Here is a 16702-nt window from a genome sequence, read left to right on the forward strand (position 1 = left end):
CGCCAGCAGCAGCGACCCCGCCATTGCCAGCCTCCGGTTCCGCTTCGCTCCACCTACGCCCGGCAATGGCGGCGGAGGCGACAATGCACTAACTATCTACCCGGACCACCCGGTGGGGGCTGCTCAGGGTCCAGCTTTCGGCATGCAATATGAGCCGCTTTCAGGAATTATGATCCTGTCCGCGAGGGGATGCGTAAGATCGCGCATGAACAACGCCTGTTCGGCTATCGATGGGCTGCAATCCTGCTCATGCGCAACGGAAAGCATGAACCTAAAGAACGTGTAGCGGCTGTAGCGCGAAGAGCGGGGGGCGGTGCGAAAGAGTGGCGGCCGGAAGCGCGCTCTGGGTCCGCTGGCGATCCCACAGGAACCCAACCAACGTTGTCGGTGGGCTTCGTGCCGATTACTTGGTCTTGCGGCTGGTGGTTTCGCATCCTTAACGTCATCGATGATGACATTCGGGAGTGCCTGGCGTGCGTCCGGGATACCTCGCGGTCAGGCTAATGGGCCATACGCAAGTGGACGCTATCGCCGAACGTCGCGCGCTACCGTGCATGGTAGTCGGCGGTATTGAGACCGAACTGAACATTCACGCCGTTCTTATCTGGTGCTAAGACACCGGCGTAGAACGGTATTGCATCACGCCCGGCAAGCCGCAGCCGAACGGCGTCGTGGAGTTGTTCGATGCTCGCTTGCGTAATGAATGCCTGAACGAGCACCTGCTCGCTCGCTGCGGCGAAACGGGTCATTGAAACATGGCGGACGGACTACAGCACAGGACGGCCGCACGACAGCCTCGGCGGCGTGGCACTCGCCGAGTTTATCAAATGCCCTCGCCAAAGAGACAAGGGACAAAACGTTCAGTTTCCAGCAGTCTTAAACGAAGCGCAGGTCATGCGTGACAACGATAGTGAAGTACTCTATGCCATGTGCTGCTGGCACACAACCGCGTGCATAGGGTGGGATGGGATTTGATCCGTGGTGCCTCGACTGTTATTGTTAGCGATCTCCGCAGCTAACTTGTTGGGGGCAAAGGCTCCCGAGATACCCCCCGCTATCACTGGCATCTCCCATCTCGCTGTTTACTCGCGCGACATGGTTAAATCAGAGCTCTTCTATAGGCATGTATTGGGCGCACGGAAGGGCGTGGATCCGGAGAACTCGTCCGGTGTCCGCTTCTATTTCAGCTCCCGCCAGTTTGTGGAGGTGCTGCCTGCGCCTAACGGGCAGAGCGCAAGCATGCTCGCTCATGCGGCCTATGTCACAGCGGATGCGGCTCGTCTACGTGCATGGCTCTCCGGGCAGGGCATGAAGGGGCTTGGTCCTGTTCTGGGCGTGGCTGGCGGTGATCGCTGGTTTGTGACGCACGATCCGGAAGGTAACGAGATCCAGTTTGTTCAACCTGCCAACCCCGATGCCACCGCGGTACCTGGTGCCATAAGTGGTCGTGTCATCCATGTCGGCTATGCCGTCCACGACCGCGCTAAGCAGGATAGCTTCTACCGTCGACTGCTTGGCTTTCGACCCTACTGGTTCGGCGCGTTCGAGCCGACAAAGGTCGACTGGGTATCCCAGCAGGCGCCTGATGGGCGTGACTGGATCGAATACATGATGGTCGGGCCAGGATCGGACGTGCCGATCGATAAGGTAAATGCCAACCAGCTGGGCGTCCTCAACCATTTTTCGCTTGGCGTGCCGAACATGCAGGCAGCCGTAACGACATTGTACCGCGAAAACCGCTTGAGTCCGCGTCACGATGGACCTCAGATGGGGCTGGACGGCAAGTGGCAGGCCAACTTCTATGATCCGGACGGGACCCGGGTCGAGTTGATGGAGTTTCAGCCGGTATCTAAGCCGTGCTGCTCGCCCTTCACCGCCGAAAGCCCCACTTACTGAAGCCAACGTAACATTCCACAGCATATCGCTGTAACGCAGGTTCGAAAACCGCCAAACGACATTGCAGTGTCATCAACAACGGAGATCGCGCCTGTGCGGTCGACGGTGACGCCGACAGGACGACGGTGAACCTTGCTATTGGGCGATACGAAGCCAGCCAAAGGATTTTCTGTCTTGTAGCTAGGTCGCGCGGTACTAAACGGTAAGAAAACGACTTCGTCACCATATTATTCGTCGTGTTCCAATCGCCATGCTCGCGTATTAGAGCGGTATGGTAAATAGCGGAAATCGATTATCTAGAATGTGGATTGGCGACGAAGGGTGTTGTCTCGCTAAACGTTCGGCAATTTATCGAAATTACATTGATATTGAAACAGCTACGATATCTCTACCAGCGCTGCTCAAGGCATTTTTTAGTCTGTATCTCATAAACGATTGCTTAATACGCGCTTCGCCAAAACAAGCAGTGCGTTATACCGATGCATAGCGAGTGACATCAATTACCGGCTCATCAAGTAGCAAAACCGCTGGACAAAAGGTAAGATCAAGCGGCGGATCCGCAAGGTTCAGAAAGCTTCCGTCAAACACATGAACTATCAGCGTCGCGAGAACTTACGAGTGCAACTCGCAAACTTCGGGGCGGCCCGACTTTCCATCGTTAGCTAAAGCCGCACGGCTCGCCAAGCCTTGAAATATCGCGATATCTAACTGCCAATTCACATAGGTGCCTTACCGCGTGGTTCGATAGATTCCGAGACTAAAACACTAACAGTTTTCAACCGAACTGAATTACTTGGGATACGGCCCGCAGTTACCTTCTGATTCACGGTCCGTGCTGGCGACGGAGGCGGGCATCGCTGGACTGGACCTTGGTCGTGAAATATGCGGGAGCAAGTCGTTGCTGCTGTTCAAGGTGGCCCATCTCGCAGCTTATTATTATGATGTATACATCAAGACCCGCTATAGTCTCAGCCGTTGAACGCCGTCACGAACGCGGCGGCACGCGCTGCGACGTTCGCTGCGGTCATTCCAGGGGCATACAACGCGGAGCCGAGGCCGAACCCCGCCGCGCCCGCGGTGCACCATTCCGCCATGACCTCCGGCACGATCCCGCCAACCGGCAGCACGCGCGTATCCTTCGGGAGGATCGCCCGCATCGCCTTCAGGACGTTGGGGCCGGCGGCCTCGGCGGGGAACAGCTTCAGCGCGGCGGCGCCAGCCTCTAGCGCGGCGAATGCTTCGGTCGGGGTCGCGATGCCGGGCAGCGCGACATAGCCATGCTCGGCGGCGGCGGCTATCACGCGGACGTTCGCATTGGGGGCTATGATCAGCGTGCCGCCGACGGCGCCGACCGCCTCGACGTCTTCGACCCGCAGGACCGTGCCTGCACCAACGACCGCATGCCCTTCGAACCGTCGCGCCAGTCGGGCGACGCTGTCGAGCGGGTCGGGCGAGTTCATCGGGACTTCGAGGATCGTGAAGCCCGCATCGACCAGCACATCGCCGATCGCCTCGACCTCATCGGGCTTCACACCGCGCAGGATCGCGATCAGCGGGCATTTGGCGAAAGCGTCGTCGAAAGCCTGGCGGTGCGTGGTCATGCTGCAAGATCCTGGATGCGGGTGATGCCGGCCACGAAGGCGGCCTGACTGTCGATATGGCGAGCAGTGCCGCCGAGCGCATCGATCGCGCTGGCATAGAGCGCACCGAGAGCGGCGTCGGCGAGGATGTGGACGGTCGCGCCGCGCTCGATCCGCGCGGCAATGTCGGCGCCGATCAGCAGCCCGCTGGCGAACGAGGCAGCGTGAGCGTCGTCGGCGATCCCGAGCACGCCGCGCGCACGGATCGCGAACAGGCTGGCGGCGAGGTCGCGCCTGGCGCCTTCTGTGACGCCTTCAAGGAACGCGCCGCCGGGTTCGACCCGATGGCCAAGCTGGCGCGACAGGACGCCGTGCGCGCGGAGCAGGGCGAAGAGTTCGCCGGTCATCGCGGTGGTGAAGCGGACGATCGCGCCGCTCTCGACGGTCGCCCATTTGCAATGCGTACCCGGCTGGCAGAGCAATGCGTCGGGCGGCACCAGTCCTGCTGCCACCGCGCCGAGCAACTGGACCTCCTCGCCGCGCATCACGTCGGCGTGCAGTCCGTCCCGGTAGGAGAGGCCGGGCACGATCGCGGTATGGTCGTCGATCCGGTCGAGTGCTCCGGCGACTGCGGCGAGGCCTGCGGGAACTGCGACATAGGGCACGCTGCGCCAGCCGATGTTCGATCCGACCATGCCGGCGAGCAGCATCGGCAGGTCGCCCAGCCGCGCGCGGATGCCGGTGACTTCGGCCTCGTACTCGCCCACCGCGACGCTTGCCGCACCGCGATCATCCCGTTCGGTCGCGACGACCTTGCCGTCCTCGATCCGGTACGCGCGGCGGTTGGTGGTGCCCCAGTCGACGGCGATGAAAGCGCTCATACTCACCACCATGCCGCATAAAGCGCGACGAGAATCATCACCACGCCGACCGAGGCGATGTTGAACCCCCGCGTGGTCGAATAGTCGACGTCGCGCGTGACGATCCGGTTGGCGGCGCTCGACTGCGGGCGGACCAGCGAGGCGACTACTGCGAGCACCAGCGCGACGACGAACGCGATCAGCATCCGGTTCATGAACGGAATCTCCGGCGCCGCGTATTTCAGCAGTAGCGAGATCGCGAACGATGCGATCGCGGCGATCAGCGCGCCGGCTTCGGTCGCGCGCTTCCAGAACAGGCCGAGCATGAAGATCACGACGATGCCCGGCGTGAAGAACCCGGTATATTCCTGGATATACTGGAACGCCTGGTCGGACTTGCCGAGCAGCGGGCGTGCGGTGATCATCGCGAGCAGGATCGCGACCGCGGCGGCGATCCGCCCGACCTTTACCAGATTACGCTCGACCGCGGGGTCCGCGACGATGGTCGAACCATCCTCGGCGATCGATGTCGCGCCGCGTCGCTTGGCATAGAGATCGAGCGTGAAGATCGTTGCGATCGAATTGATCTTCGACGCGGTCGACGCGACGATCGCGGCGATGAGTGCGGCGAACACCAGTCCGAGCAGACCGGGCGGCAACAGGCGCATCATCGTCGGATACGCCTCGTCAGGCTTGGCGAGATTGGGCGCCAGGATCACGGCGGCGATCCCCGGCAGGACGATGACCATCGGCATGAGCAGCTTGAGGAAGGCCGCGAACACGATGCCCTTCTGCGCTTCGCCGAGGTTCTTGGCGGCCAGCGCGCGCTGGATGATATATTGGTTGAAGCCCCAATAGCTGAGGTTGGCGATCCACATGCCGCCGACCAGCACCGAGATGCCCGGCAGATCCTTATAGAAGGCATTGTCCTTCGACAGGATCATGTGGAAATGGTCCGGCGCCTGGTCGACCAGCCGGTGGAAGCCGCCGAGCATGCCCGCGTCGCCGCCCAGTTCGCTCAGCGCGAGGCCGGACACGATCAGCCCGCCGACGACGAGCAGCGTGACCTGGACGATGTCGGTCAGCGCGACCGCCTTCAGGCCGCCCTTCAACTGATAGAGCAGCGCGAACAGGCCAAGGCCGATCAGCGCGAAGTCCTGGTTGACGCCAGCGACCTGGTTGACCGCGATCGAGCCAAGCCAGATGATCGAGGTGAGGTTCACGAACACGTACAGGCCGAGCCAGAACACCGCCATCAGCGTGCGGATCGACGGGCCGTAGCGCTGTTCGAGGAACTGCGGCATCGTGTAGATCTCGTTGCGCAAGAAGATCGGCAGGAAGAACTTGCCGACGATCAGCAACGTCAGCGCCGCCATCCATTCGTACGAGGCGATCGCGAGGCCGATCGCATAGCCGGAGCCGGCCATGCCGACGATCTGCTCGGCGGAAATGTTCGCCGCGATCAGCGATGCGCCGATCGCCCACCACGGCAGCGACTTGGACGCCAGGAAATACTCCGCGCTGTCCTTGGCCTTGCCGCCCTTGTCGCGCGATACCCATTGCGCAAGACCGAATATACCGATCGCGTAGACGATGACCACGATCAGATCGATGCCGGACAGGCTCATGCTTTTCCCTCTTCCACCCGGTTCCCAGCACTCGGTCGGCCGCTCCGTCGATATTTATACGACAATAGTCGAATGTCTAGCGATCGATGTGCGTGACAGTAGGCCGCCGTTGCGCCAGAACCCCGCACGATGACTACCGACACGACAGACGTCGAAACGCCACCCGCCATAGGAATAATCGGGCGCAACCTGACTCACGGCATGCTCGACACGCTCGGGCGCGCGATCGTCACCGGGCGGTACGAGCATCGTCCGTTTCCGACAGAGGCTGAGATCGCCAAGACGCACGGCGTCAGCCGGTCGGTAACGCGCGAGGCGGTAAAGATGCTGACGGCGAAGGGGCTGGTCAGCGCACGACCGCGACAGGGGACCATCGTGCAGCCCGCCAGCGCATGGAACCTGTTCGATACCGACGTGTTGCGCTGGACGCTGGAACGGAAGTTCTCGGTCGAACTCCTGCGGCATTTCAATCAGTTGAGGGTGGCGATCGAGCCCGAGGCGGCGGCGTTGGCGGCACGGTTCGGCGACCCGGCGGACTTTGCCGCGATCCGCGGCGGGCTGGAGCGCATGGAGGCGGGCGAAGCGGGGCTTACCGATCCGCTGGAAGCCGACATCGCGTTCCATGTCGCGATCCTGCGCGCGTCGAAGAACCCGTTCTACGCGCAGTTCCAGTCGGTCGTGTCGACCGCGCTACGCACCTCCATCCGCTTCACCAACCGGATCAAGGGACGGTCCGCGAACGTCGCCGACCATGCCGCGGTGGCGGATGCGATCGTCGCGCGCGACCCGGCAGGCGCGAGGGTCGCGATGACGCGGATCATCGGCGACGTGCTGACGCTGATCGGAGACGAGTAGGGGGGCGTCCTGTAATCCTTCTCTGCAAAGGGGGCGGCAGGCGTCAGTCCGACGGAGGGGAAGCGCGAAGCGCTGGTTCTGGTTGCTGCCCCTCCGTCACCTTCGCCGATACCTCCCCTGGCAGAGAGGATATCTGGGGTCGGAGTTTGCCCAGTGGCCTGAGTGTGAGAGATGCCCGTCGCCTCAATGGCTGTCGCGCGGCAAACCCTTCTCGGCGATGCGCTGGTACTTCACCGCGCTTTCAATCACTGCGCCGCCGTCGAACTGGCCGACGATGTCGCGGTGGATTTCCTGCCACGGGGTTTGCGACACCGGGAAGAAATAGCCGTCCGCCTCGACCGCCGCCCGCCGCCGCGCGAGTTCGGCATCGTCGACCAGCATGTCGGCGCGGTTGGCGCGCAGGTCGATACGGATGCGGTCGCCGGTCTGGAGCAGCGCCAGGTTGCCGCCCGCCGCCGCCTCGGGCGAGGCGTTGAGGATCGACGGACTGCCGCTCGTCCCCGACTGGCGCCCGTCGCCGAGGCACGGCAGCGCATGGATGCCCGCACGGATCAGCGCCGCGGGGGGGCGCATGTTGACCACCTCCGCACCGCCCGGATAGCCGATCGGGCCGGTGCCGCGCATGATCAGGATGCAGCTCTCGTCGATGCCGAGTGCGGGATCGTCGATGCGCTTGTGATAATCCTCCGGCCCGTCGAATACGACCGCGGTCGCCTCGAACGCCTCGGGATCGTCGGGATTGCTGAGGTACATCTCGCGGAACTGGTCCGAGACGACGCTGAGCTTCATCACCGCCGCGTCGAACATATTGCCGCGCAAGACCGTAAGCCCGGCATTGGCGAGCAGCGGCGCGTCGAGCAGGCGGATGACGTCGACGTCGCGCGTCGTCTGGCCACCGATATTCTCCTCGACGGTCTTGCCGTTCACGGTCAGCGCGGACCCGTCAATCATGCCCTTGGCGAGCAACTGACCCATCACCGCGGGGACGCCGCCCGCGCGGTAGAAATCCTCGCCAAGATACTCGCCCGCGGGCTGGAGGTTGACGATGAACGGCACGTCGGCACCGTGATTCTCCCAATCCTCCAGCGTCAGCTCGACGCCGACATGGCGCGCGATCGCGTTCAAGTGGATCGGCGCGTTGGTCGAGCCTCCGATCGCCGAATTGACGCGGATCGCGTTGAGGAACGCCTGGCGCGTGAGGACGTCGGAGGGGCGGCGGTTCGCGGCGACCATCTCGACGATCCGGCGGCCCGTCTCCCACGAACATTCCTGGCGGTCGCGGTGCGGTGCGGGGATCGCCGCCGAGCCCGGCAACGACATGCCGAGCGCCTCGCACAGCGAGTTCATAGTCGTCGCGGTGCCCATCGTGTTGCAGAACCCGGTCGACGGCGCCGACGATGCGACCAGCGCGATGAAGCCCTTGTAATCGATCTCGCCCGCCGCGAGCAGTTCGCGCGCCTTCCATACGATCGTGCCCGAGCCGGTCCGCTGGCCGTTGTAATTGCCGTTGAGCATCGGCCCCACCGACAGTGCGATCGCCGGGATGTTGACGGTCGCCGCTGCCATCAGGCAGGCGGGCGTGGTCTTGTCGCAGCCGATCGTCAGCACGACGCCGTCGATCGGATAACCGTGCAACACCTCGACCAGGCTCAGATAGGCGAGATTGCGGTCGAGCCCCGCGGTCGGGCGCTTGCCGGTCTCCTGGATCGGGTGGATCGGGAATTCGATCGGAATGCCGCCCGCGTCGCGAATGCCGTCGCGGACGCGTTGCGCGAGGACGAGGTGATGGCGGTTGCACGGCGCGAGATCGCTGCCGGTCTGGGCGATGCCGATGATCGGCCGGCTCGACTGGAGTTCTTCGAGGCTCAGCCCGTAGTTCAGATAGCGCTCGATATACAGCGCGGTCATGTCCGGATTGCTCGGATCGTCGAACCACGCGCGGGACCGCAATCCGCCCCGACCCGTGTTGGCCGCGCCGTTGTCGATCGTGTCCGTCATGTCGTCCTCTCCGATGCCCGGAAGGCAGAAGCATACGCTACTGCCTTGTCGTATTGTTGATAGCGGCCGCGCCACAGGTTACAACGAATAAGTCTGATAAAAGAGGGGTGATACATGTCTGATGCAACGCGTTCCGAGCGACCGCTCCGACTGGCCGTCATCGGCATTGGCAAGATCGCGCGGGATCAGCACCTGCCGGCTATCGCCGCGAATCCGCGCTTCACGCTGGTCGCCGCGGTCAGCCGTCATGCGACGGTCGACGGACTGCCGAACTATCACGACATCGATGACCTACTGGCGGCGGACCATGCGCTTGACGCCGTGTCGATCTGCACGCCGCCGGTCGGGCGCGCATCGATTGCGATGGCGGCGATCGATGCGGGGCTGCATGTGATGCTCGAGAAACCCCCGGCCGCGACGCTATCGGAAATCGCACGGATCGACACGCATGCCTCCGCCGCGGGACGGACGCTGTTCACGACCTGGCATTCGCGGGAGGCTGCCGGCGTCGCTGCGGCGCGCTCTTGGCTAGCGGATCGCAAGGTTCTTCGGATGACGATCGACTGGCGTGAGGATATCCGGCGCTGGCACCCGGGGCAGGATTGGATCCTGGACGCGGGCGGTTTCGGCGTGTTCGATCCCGGCATCAACGCGTTGTCCATCGCCACAAGAATCTTGCCGGGCGCTTGGACCGTAGATGCAGCTGACCTGCACGTGCCGGGCGGTCGGATGTCGCCTTTGGTAGCCGATCTTACGATGGCATGCGGCGACATACCGGTCACCGCGGGCTTTGACTTTCTGCGCCAAGGTCCGCAGCAATGGGACATCGTCGTCGAGACCGATGCCGGCCTGCTGAAGTTGCGCGAGGGTGGTAGCGTGCTCGAGATCGACGGGGTCGTGACGCGAGGCGCCGACGCGGAATATCCGGGTCTCTACGCGGCGTTCGAGCGGCTGGTGCGGAGCGGCACGAGCGATGTCGACGTCACGCCGCTGCGACTGGTCGCGGATGCGTTCCTGTTGGCGCGACGTCACGAGATGCCGGCGTTCTCCTGGTAGCGGCGCCCTACCAGAGCCGCTGATCGTCGGCGGAAACCCGGCAACGCGACGCGACGACTTGCTTGGAGATCGAGGGCCGCATCTCAGGAGCAGCGGCCTTAGCTGGGATCTAAGAGGTTCCAATCGTCTTCCGAGACGACGACCGTACCCAAGCGACGATCAGCATTGATAGGCCTTCGGCAGTCGGCATCTTGACTGCTTACGCGTCGTCGAATGGCACATCTTGGGTCTTGCCGATCTTGGCATCCCTAGTGAGGACACGCATATTTCCACAGAAGCATGACTATCGAGCAGCCGCAGGTCTCCATCGTGCTGCGGTAAAGATTCCGCACCGCTTTGCCTTCGTCAAAGTCGGATATGTCGAACTGCCCCTCCTCAAGCAATCTGAGTTCTCTGAATCATAAGTATGACATGAACTATGCCTTACGCGATATCGGAATGCCGCGGAGAGAGGCGCGGACCAGCAGAAGAGCGAAATATCTGTCACAAGAGGTCTTGAAACACGCAAAAAGACGTTTTAGACCTCATTTATAAGATATAAAGGGAGAGGATGATGGGGATGAATGCGAAGTATCTGGCGTCCGTCGCGGCAGTCGCGTTGGCATGGCCTACGTTGACCTGGGCGCAGGGCCACAGCCGAGGCGACCTGTCGAATACGAAGGTGGTTTCCGTTGAGTCGACGGCGCCGGTAGTCGATGAGCAGCAGGGCGGGTCGACGCAAGATGCCGACATCGTCGTGACCGGCGTACGCGCCAGTCTCCGGTCTGCGGTCAACATCAAGCGCAACGCCTCTCAGATCGTCGACTCGATCGTCGCCGAGGACATCGGCAAGCTGCCCGACAACAACGTCGCTGAAGCGCTTCAGCGCATTTCGGGCATTCAGATCAGCCGCAACCAGGGCGAGGGCAGCGCGATCGCGATCCGCGGCCTGACCCAGGTCCGCACCGAACTGAACGGCCGCTCGGTCTTCACCGCCGGCGGTGATCGCGGCGTGTCGTTCGAGGATATCCCGTCCGAACTGCTTGGCGGCGTCGACGTCTACAAGACGCCGTCCGCCGACCTGATTGAGGGCGGCATCGGCGGTCTCATCAATTTGAAGACGCGCCGGCCGCTCGACTTCAAGGGTTTTCAAGTCGCAGGCACCGCGCGCGGCTATTATTTCGACAATGCCGACAAGGTGACGCCGCAAGTCTCCGGGCTGATCAGCAACCGCTGGGATACCGGTATCGGCGAGATCGGCGTGCTGGTCGGCGGATCGTACCAGAAAGGCGCGTTCCGATCGGACGACATCTCGATCGAGCCGACGTCGCAGAATGTCGCTTACGATTTCGATCGCAACGGCCAGATAGACCGTGCCGCGGACGGCTTGATCGCCGCCGCCGATCGCATCAACGTGCCGCTGGGCGGGGGCAACACCTATCAGGTCGGCAACCGCCGCCGCATCGGCCTGAACGGCGCCCTCCAATGGAAGCCGACCAGCGATCTCGAATTGTATATCGACGGAAATTACATCGATTACCGCATCCGACAGGACAACTATTCCTTCTATCCGTACGATCATTTCGCTGGCACGCTGAACGCGGTCCCGGGCAGCTTGACGTTCTTCGACGGCACGAACAACTTCAAGAGCGGCTCGTTCACGAACGTGTTCGCGGACTCCAACTCCTTCATCAACGATCGCCGGTCGAAGACCTATCAGATCTCTGGCGGCACCAAATGGACGCATGAGGACGTCACGCTCAGCGGCGATGTCAGCTACACGCATTCGACAACCGATTCCGATTTCAGCCAGCTCGGCTTCCACACGTCGATACCACGGCTTACGATCGATGTCGGCGGCGACATCCCATCGCTAAGCGTCAACGGCTTCGACACGACCAACCCGGCAAACTACCAGTTCGACCGGATTGGGCGCTATTTGGCGGGCAGCACTGGCAGTGAATTCGCCGCGCGCTTCGACAGCGATTTCAAGATCGACGGTTTCCTAAATTCAATCAAGTTCGGTGTCCGCTATGCCGATCGCAAGGCGACTAATGGCAACGTATCGATCTACGACACCAGCATCAGCGGCGTCCCCTCATCCTTTTTTCCGCAGGCCGCAGTGCTCGCGCCGTTCACCAACTTCCTGTATCGCGCCGGCACCAATGGTAGCTCGGTGCCGTCCTTCCTAGCTCCCCCGGTCGCGCTGGAGCGCGATTTCGATCAAATCAACGCGGTCTTCGGCAAGACGCAAGGGCAGCCCGTGTTCGCACCTCTCTCGATCTATGATCTCGGCGAGAAGACCGAGGCGTTCTACGTGATGGGCAGCTTCGGAGACGACAACTTGGCTATTCCGATCAGCGGCAATCTGGGCATGCGCGTCATCCGCACCGTCTCGACCGTGTCCGGATTCCAGCAGCTCGCTGGGAACGCCTTCACTCCGATCGATGCGCGCGACACCTATGTTAGCGCGCTGCCGAGCCTGAACATCAAGGCCAGCCTGACTGACACGCTGGCGCTGCGATTCGCGGCGTCCAAGGCGCTGACCCGGCCGAGCTTCGATCGATTGTCGCCGTCGATCTCGCTCGATTACACCTTCCGCACCGGGACCGCGGGCAATCCTTCGCTCGGGCCGCTCAAGGCGAACCAGCTCGACGCATCGCTCGAATGGTATTTCAAGCCCGGCAGTATCGTATACGCCTCCGGTTTCTATAAGAAGGTCGACGGTTTCATCCAGACCGTCACCGCCCCCGAGGCGGCGTTCAACAATTTCCAGATCACCCGTCCGGTCAATGGTCGCGACGGCACGATCAAGGGGTTCGAAGTCGGCGCGCAGACCTTCTTCGATTTCCTGCCGGGCGCGCTAAGCGGGTTCGGCGTGCAGGCTAACTACACCTATGTCGCGAGCGAGGCGCCGAGCCCGATCCTGGGAGAGACCGTGCCGCTCGAGGGCCTGTCGAAGAACAGCTACAACGCCGTCGGCATCTACGAGAAATACGGCGCGTCGATCCGTGTCGCGTATAACTGGCGCGGCTCGTTCGTGCAGAACACGCAAGGGCCGGGCACCGGATCGCTGCCAGTGTACAACAAGGGCGGCGGACAGCTCGACGCGACGGTCAGCTATGATGTCGGGCCGAACTTGACCTTGTTCGCTGATGCGGTGAACATCACCCGAACGAACAACACGACCTATTTCGGAGTCGAGCAGCGGCCCCGCGAGTTGTTCGTACCCGATCGCCGCTTCGGCTTCGGTGCTCGCGTGAAGTTCGGCAATTGAGGTACGCGCTTGGCATCGCCGCGTCGACTATCGCACTGGCGGCGATGTCTCCCGCATCCGCCGACACGCTTCGCGTCGATGCGCGCGGAGCGGCGCCGAAACCCGAAACCGGCTATCTGAAACTCGGCACCGCGCGGTCGCCATCCGGCTCGGAAATCGGCGTCAACAGCCGGTATCTGACGCTGGACGGCAAGCCTTGGCTGCCCGTCATGGGCGAGTTCCACTACGTCCGCACGCCCGCCTCCGAATGGGATGCCGAACTCGCCAAGATCAAGGCGTCGGGCGTCGACATCCTCGCGACCTATCTGATCTGGGACTATCACGAGGAGGTCGAGGGCAAGTTCGACTGGTCGGGCGACCGCGACTTGCGCCGATTCATCGAGACGGCGGGACGGCATGGGCTGAAGGTTTTTCTGCGCCTCGGGCCATGGGTCCATGCCGAGGTCCGCTATGGCGGCATCCCCGACTGGGTCGTCCAATCGATGCCGACGCGCGGCGACGACGCAATCTATCTCGATCACGTCCGCCGCTTCTGGAGCGAGACCGAGCGGCAGGTAAAGGGCCTTCTTTGGAAAAATGGCGGGCCGATCATCGGCGTGCAGATCGAGAACGAATATAATCTGCGCGGAGTGAACCAAGGGGCGAAGCATATCGCTACGTTGAAGGCGATGGCGGTGAATCTTGGCTTCGACGTGCCACTATATACCGTCACCGGCTGGGACGCGACGGTCTATCCGAAGCGCGACGTGACGCCCGTGTTCGGCGGCTATCCCGACGAGCCTTGGGGCATCCCGGTCGACAAGCTGCCGCCCAAGGAGACCTATGCGTTCCGCTTCGGCAGCCGCGTCAGCGGCGATCTGGGTGCGCAGACCAAGGGCGGGGCGGTCGGCGATGCCGATGGCGACATTGAGCACACGCCGTTCCTGGGCGCCGAATTTGGCGGCGGCATCCCGACCATGTACCGTAGGCGCCCGGTGATGCAGCCCGACGACATCGCCGCGATGCTTCCGGTGCAGCTCGGCTCGGGCGTCAATCTCTACGGCTATTACATGTATCATGGCGGCCGCAACGCGATCGGTCGCACCACGCTTCAGGAACAGACGTCGATTGGTGGCTATAACGACCTGCCGATCGTCGATTACGATTTCCAGGCACCGTTTGGCCAGTATGGCGCAGCCAACCCCGTGCTGCCGGCAATCCGACCCTTCCATTTGTTCCTCCAGACATGGGGACCAGTACTCGCACCGATGACGGTGCGGAAGCCCGACGTGACGCCGCGCGACGCGACCGACCTGACGGCGCCGCGCTTCTCGGTTCGCACGGCGGGCGATGCGGGCTTCTTGTTCTACAATAGCCATGTTCGCCAATATGCGGGGCCAGTGCAGCGCGGCGTGCGCTTCGCGGTCGACCTGCCGGGCGGGACGGTCAACTTTCCCGACCGGGCGATCGACATTCCCGCAGACCGCTACTTCATCTGGCCGATCAATTTGGCGCTGAGCGGCGACAGCAGCCTCGCCTGGGCCACCGCCCAGCCGCTCACACGGATCACGACGCCCGCGGGACCGGTGACCGTGCTGTACGCGGTGCCGGATGTGCCTGTCGATCTGGCGATCCGCGCTGCCTCTGTGACGACGCGCGCCGGACGAGTGCGACGCGACGGAGCGCTATTCAAGGTGGAGGGATTGGCGGCCGGCACCAGCGCGGTCGTCGATGTGGTCGATGCCGGCGGGCACCGGGACCGCATTCTCGTGCTGACGCAGGATCAGGCACGCGGCGTCAGCCGCGTGCGGATCGGCCACGCCGACCGGTTGCTGATGACGAAGGCGGAGGTCGTGCCGCAGGGCGATGCGCTGCACCTCGTGTCGCGCGGCGACCCTGGTTTCGCCTTTGCAACCCTCCCCGCTCTCGATCGCGTGACGGGAAGCCGACCGGTCCGTAGCACGGGCGCGGACGGTCTTTTCGCGCGCTATACCGCGACCGCGGTGCCGCGCCGGGCAACTGTAGCTGTCACCAGCCTACGCCCGGCGGGCAAGGCGCCACCGGTACGGATCGGCGGTGCGGCGAACGCGGCGGTCGAACCCTATCCGGAAAGCTTCTCGACCGCGGCGGCATGGACCGTGTTGGTGCCGCCGGCGGCGACGCAGGGCGTCGAGGACACACGGCTCTCGATCGACTGGACGGGTGATATCGGACGGCTGTTCATCGGTAGCGAACTGATCGACGATCGCTATTATGACGGGCGCACCTGGACGGTGAATCTGCGCCGCTTCGGCGATCGGCTGGCGAAGCCGCTGACGCTGTCGATCCTGCCGCTGCGAGGTGATGCGCCAATCTATCTCGACGCGGCTTTGAAACCGAAAATCGCCGCGGATGAGCAGGTCGCGAAACTCAGCGCGGTCCGGCTCGAAACCGATTACGGGCTTGACCTGCGTTTCGACTAACGCGCATCGTTCGAGGGGAAAAATCGTGGATATTCAACGCCGCATGATCCTGGCCGGTGGTCTGGCGCTCGCTACCGCAACTCGCGCGAGGGCGCAACAATGGGGGGCGCCCGCGACGCCTGCGGCATCCGATCTGGGCGCACCAGTGTGGCCGGTATCGGAGCGCATCTTGCTATGGCCCGGGTCGCCGCCGGGCGCCCCCGCGGTGCTGCCGACGCCATCGGCGACGATGAACGGGCCGAAGGGCGCACGCGAATTGTGGATCAGCGGCATTGCCGCACCCGAGATCGGGGTGTTCAGGTCCGCGAGGCCAGATGGATCGGCGCTGGTGGTGTTTCCCGGCGGCGGCTACAGTTTCCTCTCCGTCCAGAATGAGGGCATCGATGCCGCTCGGTGCTTCAACGCGGTCGGGATTACGGTGTTCGTGGTGAACTACCGTCTACCCGGCGAAGGATGGCAGGGGCGCGACCGCGTGCCGTTGCAGGATGCGCAGCGAGCCATGCGGCTCGTCCGATCGCGGGCTGCCTCGTATGGCATCGACCCACTACGAATCGGGGTGCTAGGCTTTTCGGCTGGCGGGCACTTGGCTTGCGATGCCGCAACGGCGTTCGATGAACGGACTTACGCTCCAGTCGATGCCGCGGACCAACTGTCCGCCCGCCCCGATTTCGCCGGGCTAATCTATCCCGTCGCGAGTCTTCGTGCTGGCGTTGGCCATTCCGGATCTCGCGACCAGCTGCTTGGCCAGCACGCGAGCGAGGGCGAGATCGGGCGCCGTTCGCCTGCCGAACATACTCGGGCAGACATGCCGTCCTGCTTCGTCATGCACGCGATGGACGACGAAACAGTGCCTGTCGAGGCGAGTTTCCAGTTCATCGCAGGTTGTCGAAAAGTCGACGTGCCGGTCGAAGCGCATCTGTTTGAACATGGCGGTCACGGCTTCGGGTTCCACGCGCCATTCGAACAACCCGCTGCTCGTTGGCCCGAGCTGTTCGCAGCGTGGATCCGCCAGCGTCCGTCCGGACGATGAGCATCGGTCGGGTTCTGGCAACTGCTTTGCTGGTCGCAGGTGCCATCGGCGCAACGGATGCAACGAGTCTGACGGGTCCGCAAGTTCCCTGGATTGCCGCTT

The 16702-nt window shown here is 63.1% G+C and carries 12 protein-coding genes and 1 pseudogene; 9 read left to right on the top strand and 4 right to left on the bottom strand.

The genetic code is table 11. From position 1 onward, the window contains the following. From O6Y00_RS00005 to O6Y00_RS00020, 4 genes and pseudogenes are all read left to right on the top strand, one after another. Positions 1–92: pseudogene (locus O6Y00_RS00005) on the top strand (integrase catalytic subunit); the annotation flags it as partial. A gap of 546 nt (positions 93–638) precedes the next feature. Continuing rightward, on the top strand, positions 639–752 hold the full coding sequence (locus tag O6Y00_RS00010) for an integrase core domain-containing protein (RefSeq protein WP_353441371.1): 114 nt from the start codon (positions 639–641) through the stop codon (positions 750–752). Further along, positions 748–975 (top strand): hypothetical protein, encoded by a 228-nt coding sequence (locus O6Y00_RS00015; protein WP_353441372.1) that lies wholly within the window; start codon positions 748–750, stop codon positions 973–975. The genes O6Y00_RS00010 and O6Y00_RS00015 overlap by 5 nt, the downstream gene beginning before the upstream one ends. A 6-nt stretch (positions 976–981) precedes the next feature. Further along, entirely contained in the window at positions 982–1896 is a 915-nt protein-coding gene (locus O6Y00_RS00020) for a VOC family protein (RefSeq protein WP_353441373.1), read from the top strand. A 968-nt stretch (positions 1897–2864) separates the two neighbouring features. Here the strand turns inward: O6Y00_RS00020 and O6Y00_RS00025 are convergent. Genes O6Y00_RS00025 through O6Y00_RS00035 form a run of 3 tightly spaced genes read right to left on the bottom strand, consistent with a single transcriptional unit; the run spans position 2865 to position 5964 of the window. Next, a complete protein-coding gene (locus tag O6Y00_RS00025; RefSeq protein WP_353440633.1) occupies positions 2865–3497 on the bottom strand; it encodes a 2-dehydro-3-deoxy-6-phosphogalactonate aldolase in 633 nt (210 codons plus the stop codon). After that, complete coding sequence (locus O6Y00_RS00030; RefSeq protein ID WP_353440634.1) at positions 3494–4357, bottom strand: 2-dehydro-3-deoxygalactonokinase; 864 nt, start codon at positions 4355–4357, stop codon at positions 3494–3496. Before O6Y00_RS00030 ends, O6Y00_RS00025 begins: the two co-directional genes overlap by 4 nt. Before the next feature lie 2 nt (positions 4358–4359). Then, positions 4360–5964 (bottom strand): sodium/sugar symporter, encoded by a 1605-nt coding sequence (locus tag O6Y00_RS00035; protein WP_353440635.1) that lies wholly within the window; start codon positions 5962–5964, stop codon positions 4360–4362. 129 nt (positions 5965–6093) lie between these two features. Between O6Y00_RS00035 and O6Y00_RS00040 the strand changes: the two genes are divergently transcribed. Next, a complete protein-coding gene (locus tag O6Y00_RS00040; protein ID WP_353440636.1) occupies positions 6094–6819 on the top strand; it encodes a FadR/GntR family transcriptional regulator in 726 nt (241 codons plus the stop codon). 183 nt (positions 6820–7002) lie between these two features. Here O6Y00_RS00040 and O6Y00_RS00045 read toward each other — a convergent pair whose 3' ends face one another. Then, on the bottom strand, positions 7003–8817 hold the full coding sequence (locus O6Y00_RS00045) for an IlvD/Edd family dehydratase (protein WP_353440637.1): 1815 nt from the start codon (positions 8815–8817) through the stop codon (positions 7003–7005). 114 nt (positions 8818–8931) lie between these two features. Between O6Y00_RS00045 and O6Y00_RS00050 the strand changes: the two genes are divergently transcribed. The 4 genes from O6Y00_RS00050 to O6Y00_RS00065 all read left to right on the top strand — a co-directional run bounded on the left by O6Y00_RS00050 (position 8932) and on the right by O6Y00_RS00065 (position 16600). Continuing rightward, entirely contained in the window at positions 8932–9873 is a 942-nt protein-coding gene (locus O6Y00_RS00050; protein ID WP_353440638.1) for a Gfo/Idh/MocA family protein, read from the top strand. Positions 9874–10432: 559 nt separating this feature from the next. Further along, a complete protein-coding gene (locus tag O6Y00_RS00055) occupies positions 10433–13129 on the top strand; it encodes a TonB-dependent receptor (protein ID WP_353440639.1) in 2697 nt (898 codons plus the stop codon). A gap of 44 nt (positions 13130–13173) precedes the next feature. Continuing rightward, complete coding sequence (locus O6Y00_RS00060; RefSeq protein WP_353440640.1) at positions 13174–15570, top strand: beta-galactosidase; 2397 nt, start codon at positions 13174–13176, stop codon at positions 15568–15570. Between the two features lie 25 nt (positions 15571–15595). Next, a complete protein-coding gene (locus tag O6Y00_RS00065; RefSeq protein ID WP_353440641.1) occupies positions 15596–16600 on the top strand; it encodes an alpha/beta hydrolase in 1005 nt (334 codons plus the stop codon). The last annotated feature ends 102 nt before the right edge of the window (positions 16601–16702 follow it).

This window comes from Sphingomonas faeni (assembly GCF_040407565.1).
GTDB classification, from domain to species: Bacteria; Pseudomonadota; Alphaproteobacteria; order Sphingomonadales; family Sphingomonadaceae; genus Sphingomonas; species Sphingomonas faeni_F.

Coding starts and splice junctions, on each gene's coding strand:
- O6Y00_RS00025 (WP_353440633.1), bottom strand. CDS start 3,497: ATGACCACGCACCGCCAGGCTTTCGACGACGCTTTCGCCAAATGCCCG.
- O6Y00_RS00030 (WP_353440634.1), bottom strand. CDS start 4,357: ATGAGCGCTTTCATCGCCGTCGACTGGGGCACCACCAACCGCCGCGCG.
- O6Y00_RS00045 (WP_353440637.1), bottom strand. CDS start 8,817: ATGACGGACACGATCGACAACGGCGCGGCCAACACGGGTCGGGGCGGA.
- O6Y00_RS00040 (WP_353440636.1), top strand. CDS start 6,094: ATGACTACCGACACGACAGACGTCGAAACGCCACCCGCCATAGGAATA.
- O6Y00_RS00055 (WP_353440639.1), top strand. CDS start 10,433: ATGAATGCGAAGTATCTGGCGTCCGTCGCGGCAGTCGCGTTGGCATGG.
- O6Y00_RS00050 (WP_353440638.1), top strand. CDS start 8,932: ATGTCTGATGCAACGCGTTCCGAGCGACCGCTCCGACTGGCCGTCATC.
- O6Y00_RS00035 (WP_353440635.1), bottom strand. CDS start 5,964: ATGAGCCTGTCCGGCATCGATCTGATCGTGGTCATCGTCTACGCGATC.
- O6Y00_RS00060 (WP_353440640.1), top strand. CDS start 13,174: ATGTCTCCCGCATCCGCCGACACGCTTCGCGTCGATGCGCGCGGAGCG.